Annotated in this window: 5 protein-coding genes; all 5 read right to left on the bottom strand. The window is 37.7% G+C overall.

Translation table 11 applies throughout. The annotated features are described in order from the left end of the window. Window positions 1-443 precede the first annotated feature (443 nt). On the bottom strand, window positions 444-4208 hold the full coding sequence (locus HND39_15885) for a T9SS type A sorting domain-containing protein (GenBank protein QKJ97636.1): 3765 nt from the start codon (window positions 4206-4208) through the stop codon (window positions 444-446). 327 nt (window positions 4209-4535) lie between these two features. Next, window positions 4536-9554, bottom strand: coding sequence for a T9SS type A sorting domain-containing protein (locus HND39_15890; protein QKJ97637.1), 5019 nt, complete (start codon window positions 9552-9554; stop codon window positions 4536-4538). A 52-nt stretch (window positions 9555-9606) separates the two neighbouring features. Continuing rightward, a complete protein-coding gene (locus HND39_15895) occupies window positions 9607-12927 on the bottom strand; it encodes a T9SS type A sorting domain-containing protein (GenBank protein QKJ97638.1) in 3321 nt (1106 codons plus the stop codon). A gap of 357 nt (window positions 12928-13284) precedes the next feature. Further along, window positions 13285-14379: a T9SS type A sorting domain-containing protein gene (locus tag HND39_15900; protein ID QKJ97639.1), complete on the bottom strand. Its 1095-nt coding sequence runs from the start codon at window positions 14377-14379 to the stop codon at window positions 13285-13287. Window positions 14380-14672: 293 nt separating this feature from the next. Then, window positions 14673-17711 (bottom strand): choice-of-anchor D domain-containing protein, encoded by a 3039-nt coding sequence (locus tag HND39_15905; protein QKJ97640.1) that lies wholly within the window; start codon window positions 17709-17711, stop codon window positions 14673-14675. Between the last annotated feature and the right edge of the window lie 69 nt (window positions 17712-17780).

Consider the following 17780-nt stretch of genomic DNA (forward strand, 5'->3'; position numbering starts at 1 on the left):
AAATGATATCGTCTGAATTAGTTTAATGAATTTTATTTAAGCCTGTTTACATTAAATTGATTGTTTTACCCGATCTCAACAAGTTTATTTTGTTCATTAACATATTGAAACTACTGAATTAGATGAATCAACAGTATTGTTTTACTGTATCTTTTTTGTGCCACATTATTATCAGAGAAAATTGTTATAAAAATTTTAACTGATGTCAATTGTTCCATCAGTGGTTTCAATATATCAATATTGTTTCAGGCAAATCTATTAATGTAAAAGTCAGTAATTAAATTAATTTGTTAATCCCTCCGCAAATAATTATTTCATTATTTAAGAATGAACTTGATTGTTCAATGTCTTATTTCTAAAACTATTTAATAATATTAGAAAAAAATTAGTTTATAGTTTAATAAAGGCGGTCTACTTAAGACCGCCTTTGAATTCAACACTAATTACTTCAACAACAACATCTTCTTCACTGATACAAAATTATCTGTTCTCAATTCATAGATATACATTCCTGTTGCCACTCCACTTGCATTCCAGTTGTATTGATATTTTCCGGCTTGCAGTGATGTGTTTACAAGTTCTGCTACCTTTTCTCCCAATGCATTGTAGATACTTAGTTTTACATTTGCCATCTCCGGCAACGAGAACTCGATCATTGTGCTTGGGTTGAATGGATTCGGATAGTTCTGTTCAAGTGAATATACTGTTGGTAACAGTTCTCCCGATACCATCAGCTTCTCTATCGTTGTTTCACTGATTTCTATTGATTCTCCATCCTTCAGATTTTCATTCAGCTTCTTGCCACTCTCATCCATCAACCTGATATCCATTCCCTCTACTCTTACTGTTAATGGATATACTACTCCGCTCATCTCAATCGTCTTTACTGAGCTGCTCAGGTCTTCGGCTATTCTTCCACTCGTGTATCTGAAGTCATACATTCCTGTTGGTGGTGCTGGTGGTAATTCATACTGACTTAAGTCAACCTGTCCATTTACTGCATACAGTGTGTAGCTCACTCCTGCTGCATCTGTTATCACTATTCTTCCCCAGTTCTCAGGGAAGTATTCTACTGGTTTGCTTTCCTTTGACATTGTCTCTGGTATGATTATCTGTCCTGATCCTGTCAACTTTATCCAGTAACCAAATCCCGGATCTATTGTTGCTGCTGCTGAATATCCACCTGCATATTTATAGATCGGACCACTCTGAAGTCCTGCTGGAACTGTTGTTACTAATGATGCTGTTGCTGCTATCTCATAGCCACCGATCATATTCCAGCCGATAGCTCCTGTTAGCGGTGTGTGTGCAACTACTTGCAATCCACCTGCTGGCCATTCATCTCCTGTGTTATAAGTCTGAGCTCCGTTATTTTTCATCCAGTATCCTACTCCTGGTGTTGCTGTGGTTATTGTTTGATAACCGCCAGCATATTTATAAACATCACCAACTCTTCCGGGCCACCAATTTGCTACTCCCATTCCATTCGGATTTGTTCCCGGTACTGATACCATATTCCAGCCATTTAATAAGTTTATTGATAGCTGAAAAGTATTCGCAGACAATGTTTGAGTATAAATTTGAGTTTCAGCCTCTGGTGCAGAAACACCAAAACCTGAAGCTATAATATATTTCCAGATATTCCCGGTGTGGAATGTACCTGACTGATGCGCGCCCACTGGAACTGTCATATTTTCCTGAGCAACCCAGGTATCTGTGGAAATTTTATAAATATAGCAAGGACCAGGAGTTGCTGCTGAGTAATTCGAGGTAGGAGTACCTCCACCCATTATAATTGCATCACTGCCCCAGGTATGAGCAAATGTTCTGTAAATTGCACCTGCTGGCCAAACCATTGCATCAGTTAAACGATTTTGATTCGAGCCTGACTGTGGATATAGCATTTCGGCAATCAGGTTCGCATTGTAAGAATCACTTACTTCCTGACCGATACCCGGATATGTATTATCCATTGTCACCCAGGTGATTTGAAGTGGATTACCAGTATTGATGGTACCCACAACAACGGCATTTGATATACCGGCTTCATAAGCTCCAGCTGCATAAACAAGAGTATTGCCCACTAATGCAAATCCACCACCGAACACAGGAAGCGGCAGCGAACTGGCTGCTGTCCATGTATTTGCTGAAACATCATATAGGTAAACATCTGATAAATAAGTTGTTCCTGCTTCAACTCCACCTGCAAGATAGATATAGTTAGTGCCATAACTAACAGCCCTACACCAACCGATTAACTTTGGTAATGCAGCAACAGTTGACCAGCTATTACCGGCAATATCATATCGGTAAACAGTATTTTGATATGTGGTTCCATCAGAACCACCGATGACATAGATGAAGTTCCCAACGCAGGCTCCTGCTGTAATTAATCGTTTGGCCGGTAATGATGCAATTGCGGTCCACGTATTTGCACTTACATTATATTTATAGCATTCAGTTCCTAAAGTTGATGTAGTATTGCCGCCCATTACGAATAGCCAATCAGTGGAACCATCGTTATATTCAACACCTATACCGTTATAGGTAGTAATAGGATAGTCAGCACCAGCCGTCCAATCACCATTCGGATCCCAGATTTGCACTCCCTGAGTTTGACAATTGTTATCCGCGTTTGGATCGGTACCAAGTTGTGTACAAACATTTACAGTGTAAGGACCAATTGTAGAAACATTCCAATTATCAAATGTAACTTGTTGTGTTGATCCACCAGCTAAACCGGTAACTGTCTTTGTGGATGAATATCCACCTGTTATTGTCATTTGAACATCGAAAGTGTTAGTAGCGGTTCCATAATTCTTTACTGTAGCAATTGGAACTACAGTACCCGGACCATATTGATAATTCATATCGATTGATACCATTCCTGCATCGTTGGCTAACTGCTGGATTGGTGGTGGTGCATTACTAAAGTAGTAGTCATCAATATACATTTGATCATTAAGTGTTGCACCAAAGAAATCGTTACCACCAAGTTGATCAGTGATAGTTGCACCTTGTGTCCAATCCCAGGTATATAATTGTGCCATCTGACCAACTTTTCCAAACCAAAATTCAGCAAGAGTTGGTGTTTGTTCAAAATCAACAACTACCATGACCTGATGCCATTGTCCTTCGTACCATGTAAAATTAATAGGTCCACTTGGTACATTTGCTAATCTGCCACCACCACCTTGATCGAAATAAACTTCCATACCCCAATCCGCACCAGGTGGATCAGGAAGCGGCGGACTTGCTAATGTATTGAAGTAACCACTCTTGCCTGCCGGGATATACATAAAGAAGTTAATATACCATTTACCGGTAGTTTTATTTCCTAAAGTTTTTACCAGGTCAACATCTCTTGGAGGAACGTTATCTATTCTGACAGATTTAGTTGAACCACCATACGCGTAGGCAGTTGATACAACGGCATCTTCAGTTCCGCACGGAGCGTTTGACCAAGTTGTCCAGACAGTTGGAGCTTGACAAGCTAACGTTGAGTCAGCTATATAAGTTTCAAAATTATCAATAAACATATCAGCAATTTTAATATTATCAAGCCAGCACAGATTACCATATCCTGATACTGCAGAAAATCTAATCATGTTTGTACCTGCTGGTAACGCTAATCGCTTAGTAGACCACTGATTAGCGGCAGGATAATAAGGAGTTGACTGTGCTAAATGGAAGGGATTCAATATTCCATTAAGTCCACCAGGCATAGCAAGAAGTAATGTCCATGTAGTTCCGGCATTTGTTGAATAGTAGATATCCAATTCATCAGGATCATCTATATAAGTTGCATACGCCCAATCAAACGATAAAGCAAGATTGCTAGCTCCTGCCGAAATAAATTCAACAGTTAAAAGATTATCAGTACCCGTTGGTGTACTATAAAAATCTGCTACACCTGACCATGTTCCCATACCATAACCACTTACAGTATTATCATTAGTCCATATCGCGGTACCATTTCTAGTCCAGCCAGTAGGTGGAAAAAGACCATTTTCAAAATTTGCAATAATGGGTAACGGATCAGCTAGCATTGATTCATCAGTTTGAGTTGTAGTTGTTTCTTTAGAATCTTTATGCAGTTTAAAATGAATATCTTTCGATTTCATATCCTGTCCATAATTATCAAAGCTACCCATTAAGGCAACTAAAATGGCAAATACAAAAATTTGTAAATAAAGAGAATTTTTCATTAGAGCCCTCCAATAGAATATTAGTTTATAAATTAGTTAATTAAATTGTGCTTTACAGTGCTCAAAAAAAATTGTATCTGTAAAGCTTAGTTCGGCCAAATGAGATGATAAATCTCTTGCATATCGCCTCCGTTATTTTAAGGTTTATTAATAAATTATTTAGTGTGGGCCAAAATCCTATTTTAACATTCATATCATTCATTTGTTCAATCTATAAGCAATCTATATGCATTTATTTAATTACTAAATATTTAAATACAATTTCTAACTAACTAATTTCAATAAAACTTAATCGATATTTTTAAAATATTCTACCTATATTATTTTTTACTTCAATAGTAACATTTTCTTAACTGATACAAAATTATCTGTCCTTAATTCATAGATATACATTCCTGTTGCTATCCCGCTTTGCGAGACATTCCAGTTGTATTGATATTTTCCGGCTTGCAATGTTGTGTTGACTAGTTCTGCTACCTTTTCTCCCAATGCATTGTAGATACTTAGTTTTACATTTGCCATCTCAGGCAACGAGAACTCGATCATCGTGCTTGGGTTGAATGGATTCGGATAGTTCTGTTCAAGTGAATATACTGTTGGTAACAGTTCTCCCGATACCATCAGCTTCTCTATCGTTGTTTCACTGATTTCTATTGATTCTCCATCCTTCAGATTTTCATTCAGCTTCTTGCCACTCTCATCCATCAACCTGATATCCATTCCCTCTACTCTTACTGTCAATGGATATACTACTCCGCTCATCTCAATTGTCTTCACTGAGCTGCTCAGGTCTTCGGCTATTCTTCCACTCGTGTATCTGAAGTCATACATTCCTGTTGGTGGTGCTGGTGGTAATTCATACTGACTTAAGTCAACCTGTCCATTTACTGCATACAGTGTGTAGCTCACTCCTGCTGCATCTGTTATCACTATTCTTCCCCAATTCTCAGGGAAGTATTCTACTGGTTTGCTGTCTTTAGCAAACGATTCTGGTATGATTATCTGTCCTGCGCCTGTCAACTTTATCCAGTAACCAAATCCAGGATCTATTGTTGCTGCTGCTGAATATCCACCTGAGTATTTATAGATTGGTCCACTCTGTAGTCCTGATGGTACGGTTGTTACTAATGATGCTGTTGCTGCTATCTCATAGCCACCAATCATATTCCAGCCGATAGCTCCTGTTAGCGGTGTGTGTGCAACTACCTGCAATCCACCTGCTGGCCATTCATCTCCTGTATTATAAGTCTGAGCTCCGTTATTCTTCATCCAGTATCCTACACCTGGTGTTGCTGTAGTTATTGTTTGATAACCGCCTGCATATTTATAAACGTCTCCAACTCTTCCGGGCCACCAATTTGCTACTCCCATTCCATCCGGATTTGTTCCAGGTACTGATACCATGTTCCAACCATCGGATACATTGACTGAAAGTTGGAAAGTGGAAGTTCCGCAGTTGTATTCATCTGCTCCAATATCAGGAGTTGTTACACTTCTTACATCACCATCAATATCTGTAGTCACTCCTGCAATTGGAACACCAATATCGCAGACGGTACTGAATGATGGGTTAATGTGTAGATTAGTTTCACTTGTGAAATGTGGATCATCTGAAATACTATTCAAATCTTGTCCTATAGCAGTTCGCCAATCATTCAAGTTTGCAACATCAGCACCAAAGTAACCAATCACACTTCCTGTTGTCCAGTAATCATTATAATTTATGTTCTGGAATGTTGTGGTATTTGGTGAATGAATCGCATAGTTCTTCGGAGTATTACCAACTCTTGTATTCAGGAAAATATTATTCCTGATATCTATATTTATTGCTGCTGTGGAAATATATAAACAAGCTGAGGGTAAATTGGCTGCTGGATTTGCAACAGTATCAGTGATGCTGACTGAGTTATAATAAATTTTATAATTACTTCCTCCGGCGATTCTGATTCCATATAAATACATCGAAGTATTGCCATAGGTACTTAAATCATAAATCATATTATTATCGATCTGATTATCAAAACAATTAGTTCCGGATGAAAAATAAATTCCCGTAGAATTATATCCCGTCGTACCGGGCTGCTTTATAGAATGAATTTTGTTTTTACTTACGACAGCGTTGTTGACATTTGCAACAAAATAGATAGGCCATTTACTTCCATCAAAAAACATATTATATACTTCATTGTTGATTACCTGAGGTGCATTGACATAACCGATATATATCCCATATTCGGTTATCGATTCACTTACAAGATCAGCACCAATAATATTCCCGGATACTAATAAATTAGTCATTTGATCCGAAGATGTTCCCCTTATCCATACACCGTTTCGAGTATTATAAATCTTGTTTTCAATGATTGAAATATTATCAAAGTCAGCACCGCCAGCGTTTCCTGTACTTAATGAACCAGTTGAACTTCCGCCAAATATTCCAAACACGTTTGCAACACTATTGATTCCAGCTTTTATGTTACAATTCCTTATTGTAATATCTGAACAGCCTTGACCAGCACCCAAACTAATCAACTGAAAAGTGGCTGTATTATTTGTGTCTTTATTATTAATAAATGTCAGATAATTACCAGAACTGTTATAACGTCCATCAATCGTTACGCGGTCTGCACCAGTTAATCGGAAAAGCCCACCTTTGAAAGTTCCGGAAATAGTTCTATTCACTGCTGCATTTGGTCGGATAGTTAGAGTATAATTACCAGCACCCTGTTCAGTCCATTGATTAAGCGGAACTTCGCCGGTTTCTGTAAGATCACTAATGACCTCTACAGTTACATTACCAGCAACAATATTTCCGTTGAACGCATTGAATAAACCTTCTTGCCCGCTCAACGAAGTATAATCGCCACCAGTTCCTACCGTAACTGTTCCTGATAATATTGTAATTATATAATATGAATTAATAGTTCCGGTAATTGGAAAAGCAGACGGAGTCAAATTAACAGATAATGGTGGAGACGAAAAATCTCCTGAATTAATTGCAACATTCACAGGTGAAGCATTATCCTGTGCAACGACAAAATATTGAATTACATCTCCCATCACTACACCAGTTCCGCCAAAGAGTAATGAATAATTAATTGTAAATTCAAAAGGAGATGATGTGTTTGCAGTTTCTACATACTTCCATCCGTTTGTGGAAGGTGTATTATCAACATAAGTATTATTATCTGTAGTTCTTCTGAAATAAATTCTTGGTGCAAACCCCGGAGTTACATTAACACCACTCTGATCATTTATAGCAACGTTTGTTAAGGTTCTGTTTGCTGTTGATGTGGTGGGGTCGAGCAAAGTATATATAATTGATGGAGCAGTAATATCAATTGAAATACCATTGAATTCATCTGCGCCAATATCAGGAGTAGAAATATTTCTCGTATCGCTATCATAATCGATACTAATATTTACTGGAGAAGTCACCGGAGTTCCGCCGCTTTCTGTTTGTGTAGCAACACTTGTCTGAACATGTAAATTATAAGGAGTTGACGAAACATTTACGAAAGGAACATTTTCTGTAATTGAGCTTGATTCTCTTGGTGCAACGCGAATTTTGAAATCATCAATAGTTTGATCAAAGTTCGTTCCGTCAAAAAAGATAACATTTGATGCGCTCGGTATTCCTGAGTAAAAACAATTATTATTAGATACTGTAGAATAATTATTGAGATTAACATTCGCGGCACTTCTTCTGAACGCAACTGTTTTTCCCGTTCCGCTTGCTGTTGAAAGATTAACAACAATATTGTCTCTCATATCAAGTGTTGCAGTTGTTGGGTTAGTGCTATTGGAATGATAGATACCAGAAGAGCCAAAATTCCCGGTGCCTGCAGCATTAAGGAAAATAGTATTATAATACAAACCAATTTTTGAATTTGCAGTTGTACTGGTTATGTTAATACCTCTTACTACATTTACATCAGAACCGTTAGGAGCTTTTATATCCGAAATAAAATTATTGTAGATATAAGTGTTTTCGGGTCCGGAAGGAATTAAAATTCCTGATGCTACTGAACCTGTCGAACTTGTAGTTGTTAAATTGTAAATTTCATTTCCATAAATATAAACGTTGGTACCATCTGTACTGTGAATACCATTGATTGGTCCGGCTGAGGAATTATTATAAATTTTATTATTGTATATATATGTATTCAACGATGCGGTAGTTGGGCTATTATAAATACAATGCATCGGACCTGAGCCAGCAGCTTTTACATTGTTCCTGCATCTGTTACCATATATGTTAACATTATATGCGCTTGCCAAATTGTAAATCATCCAGAAACTATTACTCGAAGAACCCGAATACAAACAATTTTCAACGGTGTTGTTGTAAATGTTTACCCGGTTATCAACACCGGAACTTCCCATTGAATTTACAATAGCGTATATAAGACTCGTACCGCCTTGGGTTACTGTCACACTATTATTATAAATATCCACATTCGAATTAGTTCCGCTTCCGGTACGTATTCCATATAATAACCCGGTATGTGATGCACCACCACCGTTAACAGAATTTTGTGCAATTTTCAGATTGTTCTGATATTCAATATTCATCCCATAAGCAGTTGTTGACCCATTACCATAGGCGAGAATATAGTTACCAGCGATTACACCTATTTCATTTCCTTTTCCAAAGTAGGCAGTAGTGGATGAACTTATAATTCTAATTCCGTTATAGGCATCAATTGTATTATTATCAAACTTACAGTAACTCATTACATCAAGCGTATCGGTAAGAGTAAGACCAGTCGATGATGAAGCAGTATGATTGGCTCCATATATTCCCCAGGTTGCTGTGTTTGATTTATTTAATGTGATAGTTGAATTTTTAATTGAAACAACGTAGCAGCCATCAATTGGTGCAGTTGAGTTCTTCTTCAATAAAGCATATCCCCACTCCATCCTTGTGATATCATCTATGTTAGCCGGATTATCAGAAATATTTATCCCATCAAAAGTTATATAATCTCCACCTGCAATTACAATGATACCATCAAGAGAACCAGTTCCTGTACCTGCAGTAATAACCGGGTTAGCACCAGCACCGCTTTTTTGAAAAATAATTGGATTAGATTGTGTCCCCGTTGCGGTAATCAATCCTGAAGTTGAACTTGTAAATGTTTCTATATGTCCTGCGGCAACATTAAATGTTACTCCACCTGAACCAACACCAAGTGTATCTAAAGCATTTATTGCAGCTTCGATTGTTGCATAGTCACCAGGGATTGTTTTAGTTCCTGAAAGTTGAGCGAAGGAATTTCCCTGAAATAAAATCAATGCTGATATAAAAATGAAAGCATACTGTAAAACTATTTTGTACCCCATAATATTCTCCAATTTCTTTTTTAATTATGATTAAATACTATTTGATTATTATTTATTTAATTAATATCATTTTCTTAAATGAAATAAATTTGTTCGCTCTTAATTCATAAATATAAATACCGCTTGCAATGTCAGTTGCTTTCCACTGGTAGCTGTATCTTCCTGCTTCCAATGTTGTGTTTACTATTTCATCTACCTTCTGTCCCAATGTGTTGTAAATTGTCAAAGTTACTTCCGATGCTTCAGGCAAATCAAACTTTATTGTCGTGGATGGATTAAATGGATTCGGATAGTTTTGTTCTAAACTATATGCTTCCGGTATTTCTCCTTCTTTCTCTATCTTCAGCTTATTGACTGATTCATTATTTATTATTATTTCTTCGCCATCTATTACTCTGTGACTTCCTGCTTCCTCTCCATTCACTATCTCTACCAATCTATATTCTACCCCATTCTTCAGGTTTGTAATTTTTATTCTTACCGGATATTCTCTCGCCTGTATCTTTATTTCTGCTTCTTCATTTTCTGTTAACCTGTAATCGTCTTCCAGTCTTGCATCAAACGCTCCTGCTGGCGGTACTGGAGGCAGACTATAACTTTCACTTCCTATTCCACCTGTCAGTTTTCCGTTAAAGTACAACCTCTGCGTGTTGTTCTCTCTGTCCGTTATTTCTATCTGACTGAATTCTTTTGTGTTTTCTGTTATTTTTTCTAATTCATCATTTTCTTTCATCACTACATTGATGCAGCTTATTGTTATCGTCCCCGGTCCGCTTGCCTTTATCCAGTATCCTTTCGTTATATCTATCGAACTTGCATTTACGTAACTCCCTGTGTATCCATACAATGTCCCCGGTACTATTATTCCTCCCGGATCACTCACACTGCTCAACGGCACGTTGCAGTTCGGTCCTCCTATTATATTCCAGCCTGTGTTCAGACTTAATATACTCTCCGTTCTGTCTGTTCCACATACCTGACTTATCTGTGTCGATGGAAACTTCAACCAATAACCCATTCCATTCAATATATTCTCTGTTGTATAATATGAACCCGCATATCCATACAAAGTCCCGGATATTGCCGTTGGAAACAATGACAGATAGTTGTGGTTAATTACATCTATTGGAAGACTCAACAGATTCCATCCGTTGATTATATTATAATTATTACATATCTGGTAGTTGTATTTTATCTGAAGATGACCCAAACCTATCACGTCTGTATAATGATTTGTTGTTCTCATATTTACGTTTACCATATTTCCGTTTATCGGATCTACCAGATGAAAATATCCTGCTGCCGGAAGCTGTGCTGGATTCCAGCTTATGCTTGCTGGTGAACAGTCACTGGCTGGTGTGTATAGTAATGACCAGATTCTTTCTGAGGATGTATTTGTTGCCCGGATATCTGTGAACCAATGTTCGCTGCAACTGAGAAATCTTCCGTCGAAAGCTCCTGCCGGAGGAGGAGGCGGTGCTGATACATCTAATCCAACGTCATAACAATCCGTTGCGCCTGGTGCTGTCCCAAATTCCAATGGAACCTGATTCATACAATTATCAAATACTAATATGTTTACTCCGAAGTCAAGTGCTGATAACGTTGTAGCATTGGTTACTATGCCCGTAGAATAGTTTGATCCATCGTAGGAAAAAGCTTTGTAATAATAAGTTGTTAGCTGGATTAAACCAGTATGATTTACAGGAGAAGTTATACCATTATATATTAATGTTCCTCCAGCGAAAGCCTGACCGATTGCTGGCGGAGGACCTGAAGGAGTAGTAAATGATCCAGTTAAATTCGAAACGATAACTACGTTGTTGCTATTTGAGTTTGGTGTGAATGATACATTTATTTGTGAACCATTAATAGCAGCAGCTGACACGTTTGTTGGGTCAGCAACAGGTTCGCTAAATGTTACTTTACTCATCCAACCTTGATAATTTCCCGTTCTGTTATCTGCCCAAAATGGGTATGCGACATTATTGTAAGCCGCAACACCAATATAATCGCCTGCATAACCACCAGCTAAACCTGGAATAGGTGATGGAGTATGTGCCTGATTACTGACTTTGAAATTCTCAAAGGATACTCCCCCATTTTCTGATCTGGCCATAAATACTTCTGCCTGACTATTAACAACAGCCCGACTATCATAAAATACAAGCATTAATTGTCCGGTTGCCTGATCAACAGTACACCATGGATAATACTGATCTTTACCATTATTAAGAGGATCGTTATTAACACGAATTGGAACCGACCAATTTGCACCACCATTTGTAGATCTGATCAGCACAATATCGGGATCACTCCCAGCAGGTGAAACTCCTCTCTGAGCCCATGTAATATATATATATCCGTTATTAGGTCCGCCGGATCTGTCAACACTCATTGAAGGAAAAGAAGAAACTCTGATATCATTCTTACTCGACAAGTAACCTCTAATTCCAAAGTTAACATTTTGATATGCACGAAGGTGCGTCCACGTAGTACCTCCATTAGTTGACTTTGAAAATCCTATCGCATCTTCTCCATCAGTCCAATTTGCATCATAGATTGCATAAGTAACATATACTTCCCCGTTTGGTCCTGTTTGAACATTAGCACCTTGGGCAAAAGCACTTCCAAGCGGCGTGAGCGTTCCTGAAATATTTATTGAAGAACTCCAATTCACACCAAAATTAGTTGAGTATCGTAAATTAACTTCGCCATCAGAAGCTCCGCCAAAATCTGTCCACACACAATATGATCTATTTAGATAAGGACTACCAGATTTTTTATCGACCATATAGTGATTTTTATCTGCGAGCTGCCCGGGATTTGGTGCAACTGTATGTGTAGTCCAGTTAGCGCCGTTATTTGTTGATACAGCAACACTTTGTCCATAGGCATTGTTGATGTAGTTTTCGTACAATCTGCCATCAGAACCAATTACAGAGACAGGATCACCAGAATTAGAACCGAAGGGCGGATTATCATAACCGGTCCAGTTTGTACCACCATTTGTAGTCCAGTAAACACCTGTACCATAAAGTGTAGTAACAGGCCAATCTGTAGCATTGGAAGAACAAAATACTTTGTTATTATTTGAAGGATGAACATCAACACTCAACTCAGATTGAGTGGTATTTGTACCTGGTTTCGGTCTGAAGTTTGGTCCTACAGTAATGATTGATGTGAAATCATAAATCATATCCACAGGGGGAACTGGTCTCCAGTTACTTTGCTGATTATTTTCTTTTTGGGTAACAGTTTCCATCCTGACAATTGACCAAATTTTTTCATTGTCAGATGTATCCTGCGCTACCGAAGTTTTGCATAACAATAAAATAACAGAAATTATTGTGATGCAGATTCCACTCTTCATATCTCGCCCTCAGCATATAGGTTAATTAATACTCTACAATTAATAAGATAGCAGTAAAGAGCATTATTAGAGAATAACATTGCATTTGTTATAATGAATGCTACACTCCCTTTACAGAAAAAAAAATTATTTTTGCACAGCATTTGTTTGGCTCAGTATTCATACGCTAATACTGAAACTCCTTAAATAATTCCAGGAAGGCGGAAATTTTTCTTACCTGGAATTGAAATACATTAATATTTTCAGATAAAAAAAACTATCACAACTATCGATATCGGATGAATGCTAAATCACCGTATTATCTTTTAAAACAAAAAAGCCCTGCAATTTTGCCGCAGGGCTTTTAATTTTATCAAATTACTTTAAGAGTACCATTTCCTTGACATTTATAAAATCACCGGCTGTCATTCTGTATATATACATTCCTGATGTTACTTTCATACCAGCATTGTTAGTTCCATTCCACTCAACTGAATATTTTCCGGGCTGAACCTGAGATGCAAATAATGATTTTACTTCTTTACCAAGCATATCATAAACTACAATAGATACATCACTTGCTTTCGGAACCTGGAATTGAATAGTAGTTGATGGGTTAAATGGATTCGGATAATTCTGGGATAATCCAAAATCACTTGGAGTCATATCAACTTCAACCATAACTTCAGGTGAATAGTTTGCTGATCCATCAAAATCAATTTGTCTCAATCTGTACGTGTATGTTCCGTTAGAAACATTTTCATCAAGAAATGAATATGATTTTGGTTCTGTTGTTGTTCCAAATCCAGGAACATAACCTATTTTTTGCCAGCTTTGCTGAGCAGTTGATCTTTCAATTTCAAATCCCTGATTATTTAACTCAGTAGCAGTTGACCAGTTTAACATAACACCATCCTGTATAACATTACCGGTAAACGATGTAAGTTCAACTGGAATGTTAACATAAGTTATGGTTAGCTTTGCTTTTGTACCGAAAGAAGTATAACTAGCAGGAATAACTGCTACTCCACTTCCAAAAAAAGGACCGAGATTCAATAACGTCCCTGTGATATTATCTACAATCGTCATTGATTGATCAGGTGGAAGATTATAAGTTATATTAATAGCTGAAACACCAGGTGTGGTTACCTGCCACCAAAGCATATGTTCCAGAGAACCGGAGTACGGAAATACAGTTGCATTTCTGAAATCATACCAGACTGATAAAGCAGGGCATCCGTAAGGTGATAAATCAAATCTGATATCAAAAACTCCCGGCGGAGGAAATGGTGGAAGATCACTTTCACCTAATGATGGATCGATACAGTTAGTTGCAGTAGGGTCCAAACCAATACGAAGCTCATATACGTTTGTTCCATCAGTACATGAGAATGGAATGGTAACGGTAGCTTGACCGAAATTTAAAGTTGAATAAAATATTACTAAAAACAAAATTGAAAAGAGTTTGTGCATTACATGCCTCTCCGTTTGGTGAATAATTATTAGTTAATTAAAGTTACTATCTAATATTAGCCTCTTTTAATCTCATAATCAAGATAACTTATTAATGAATCTTTTAATTTATGAGATTAAAACAAACTATACTTTTTCTATTTACAAACTTTTTGAAAAAACATTTCCTAAACACTATTAAAAAATTCATCGGCAAATTAACAAATTTTTTAAATAATTTCCTTCTGATTTAATTTTTCTGATGATTGAATAAATGAGCCCCGTAATTAAACGAGGCTCTCCATTAAATCAAATTATTTTACATAAGTCATCTTTTTGGACTGAACAAATTCACCGGCAACCATTCTGTAAATGTAACTGCCTGAACTCATCTGCTGTCCTGTATTGCTCAAACCATCCCAATTAACTGTATAATTTCCTCTTAATACCTGACCTGTGAATAAGGTCCTAACTTCCTGACCTAGCATATCATATATCTTAATTGTAACATCACTGGTTTGTGGTACCTGGAATTTAACTGTTGTGTTCGGGTTAAACGGATTCGGATAGTTCTGATAGAGTATATAATCCAGTGGTAATGGTGGAGCCTGGTGGATTATATTTACTTCGATGTTCATTACTCTCTGAACGTTCATATCTACCAATATCAGTTTATCGAGTGTAAGATCGTTGTAGTTAGAAATAGTGAAAGGCATATCAGCCATAAAGTGTAATCCTGGCTCGATATATCTTTGTCCTAACCTGTCATACATTAACGTTCTTAGTATATCTTCAACCTGCAGGTAATATCCTTGACCCAAATCTGTATTGATAGCAAGATTTCCTACATTGTCAACTACACTTCCGAATTCCATCTGAGCGCCTCGGATTCCAACCTGTGAATCCAGGTAGACAGTAATTCCATCAGGAGTTATATAGACATTAAGTGTAGCTTCTGCTTGACCCTCCACCTTTGGAAGTATTGCGTATGAGCAAGGACCAACTGGAGTTCCATCCGGGAAAAATCCGGTAAGGATGATGTTCTGGATTAATGACAGATCCTGAACGTTTACAAAACCATCCGGATCGGGAAGTGCATTACCTGGAACCCAAGGAGCTATGTCTGCTCTTGCAAACTCTGCAGCATTCAATGAGTCACGACCAACGATATGGTCAACAACCATAATCAGATCGAGAATGTCAAGGCATCCATCACCGTTTACATCACCAAGTGATGATACTCTGTTCTTTGCTAATACAACCAGTTCATTTTCTGAAGGTGTTATATCAACCGGAAATCCTTCAAAAGTACTAGCTTCTGCATTCTGAATTAAGAAAGATGATTTTACACTATCCTGTAATGCAGGTAAATCTGCTACACGATATTTTACATGTAACAAATCTGTGTAACTTCCAGGAAGCAATCCATTATTCTGATTCAGATTATACAATAGTACATAAACCACATCTTCAGATGCACCATTACCCTGAATTGGTCCACGGAATACGTTATAGTCCAGGATCCAATCTGCTGATGCAACATCTGGACCTTTTTCGATTGCCTGGAATGTTAGGATTGTGTTATCATCAATTGCCTGGTTGGTGTACAATCTAAATTGCAATGATTGTATTTTTGAAGTTGTTGCCATGAGCTGCATTTTATCCATATAGAAATTATCTTCCAGCCTTAGCACAGTATCCTGCTCAAAGACTAATCCAAAAACCGGTGGAGGAACAATTGAGTTACCGGTTAAAGCAACACTATGTGGTGAACCAGCAGCATTATCAGTAAATACCAATGTGCCAGTATATGTTCCAATTACCATTGGTGCTGAAAATGTAACAGTAAATACTTGGTTACCACCTGGTACTATTGTAGCAGTTGTTGGAGTAACTGAATATTCTGTTGCAGCAATTGCAGCACTTGATATATTAAGGTTAGCAGTACCTGTGTTGCTAACAGTAACATTCAAATTTCTGGTTGTACCCTGATTAACATTACCAAAATTCAATGATGCAGGTGTAACGTTGAATATTGGTTCTAAAATTGGTCCTGTGGCATACACTATATTCATATAAGCTTTTGTACCGAATGCAGTATAAGAACCTGGAATAACTGCAACACCACTTCCTGTGAAAGGACCTAAGTTTAGTAATGTACCGGTTATATTATCAACAATTGTCATTGTTGCATTGGGGTGCAAATTATAAGTCAAATTAATTGGCACTCCTGCTGCACTTACCTGCCACCATAATGTATGTTGTATTGTTCCATTGAATGTATTCGGGTCAGCAGCAAAACGATAATCTCTAAGTGATGACAACGTTGGACATGTTGGTGAGAGATCAAATCTTATATCAAATACACCTGGAGGTGGAAATGGTGGAAGATCACTTTCACCAAGTGCAGGATCGATACAATCTGTTGCAGACGGATCCAATCCATTCCAAAGTGAAATTGTTGTAGTTCCGTCAGTACCAGAAAATGAGTTTTCAAGGTCAACTAATCCTGGAGGTGTTCCATCACCTGACAATGCATAAACGGAAGGTGAACCAGTTGCATTGTGTGTGAATGTTAAGTTAGCAGTATATGCACCAACTGCTGCTGGTGTAAATGTTACATCAAATACCTGATTTGCACCCGGTGCAACGTTAATCGGGAATGCATTCGGTGTGAATGTAAACTGCCCATCTGAAGAAACAATATTAGAAATTACAAGTGGAGCAGTTCCAGTGTTTGTAACAGTTGCCTGTAACATAGAACTTGAACCAACTTCTACGTTACCAAAGCTTAAGCTTGGTGGTGCAATTCCGAATCCCGGCTCTGCCACGCCACCTATATTGGTATAAGTCATATTCAAATACGCCTTAGTACCGAAAGCAGTATATGAAGCCGGTATTACAGCAACTCCACTGCCAGTAAATGGTCCAAGATTTAGTAAGGTACCTGTAATGTTATCAACTATTGTAAATGACGCACCAGTTGGTAAATTATAAGTCAAATTAATAGCTGATGCACCTGGTGTAGTTACCTGCCACCACAACGTATGTTGTTTGGTTCCTGTAAACGGAAATCCAACAACTGGACGGTAATCCCTTAACGATGATAAGGTTGGACAAGCTGGTGACAGATCAAATCTAATGTCAAATACACCAGGAGGAGGGAATGGTGGGAGATCACTTTCACCAAGAGCAGGATCGAGACAATCAGTTGCAGCAAGGTCCAAACCTGCCCAAATTGAGATCGTCGTTGATCCATCTGTTCCTGTGAACGGGATGTCCACCGCTGCCTGCCCGAAAGCCATAGTGACATACAGCAGCACGAACGAAAAGATTGAAAGAAGTTTACGCATAACGCACCCTTTTAATTTATGAGAGATATGTGAATTAAAGATCATTTGCCCTACAAACTAATTTACTAT

It is taken from the genome of Ignavibacteriota bacterium, from assembly GCA_013285405.1.
Classification (GTDB): Bacteria; Bacteroidota; Ignavibacteria; order Ignavibacteriales; family Ignavibacteriaceae; genus IGN2.

Coding starts and splice junctions, on each gene's coding strand:
- HND39_15905 (QKJ97640.1), bottom strand. CDS start 17,711: ATGCGTAAACTTCTTTCAATCTTTTCGTTCGTGCTGCTGTATGTCACT.
- HND39_15900 (QKJ97639.1), bottom strand. CDS start 14,379: ATGCACAAACTCTTTTCAATTTTGTTTTTAGTAATATTTTATTCAACT.
- HND39_15895 (QKJ97638.1), bottom strand. CDS start 12,927: ATGAAGAGTGGAATCTGCATCACAATAATTTCTGTTATTTTATTGTTA.
- HND39_15890 (QKJ97637.1), bottom strand. CDS start 9,554: ATGGGGTACAAAATAGTTTTACAGTATGCTTTCATTTTTATATCAGCA.
- HND39_15885 (QKJ97636.1), bottom strand. CDS start 4,208: ATGAAAAATTCTCTTTATTTACAAATTTTTGTATTTGCCATTTTAGTT.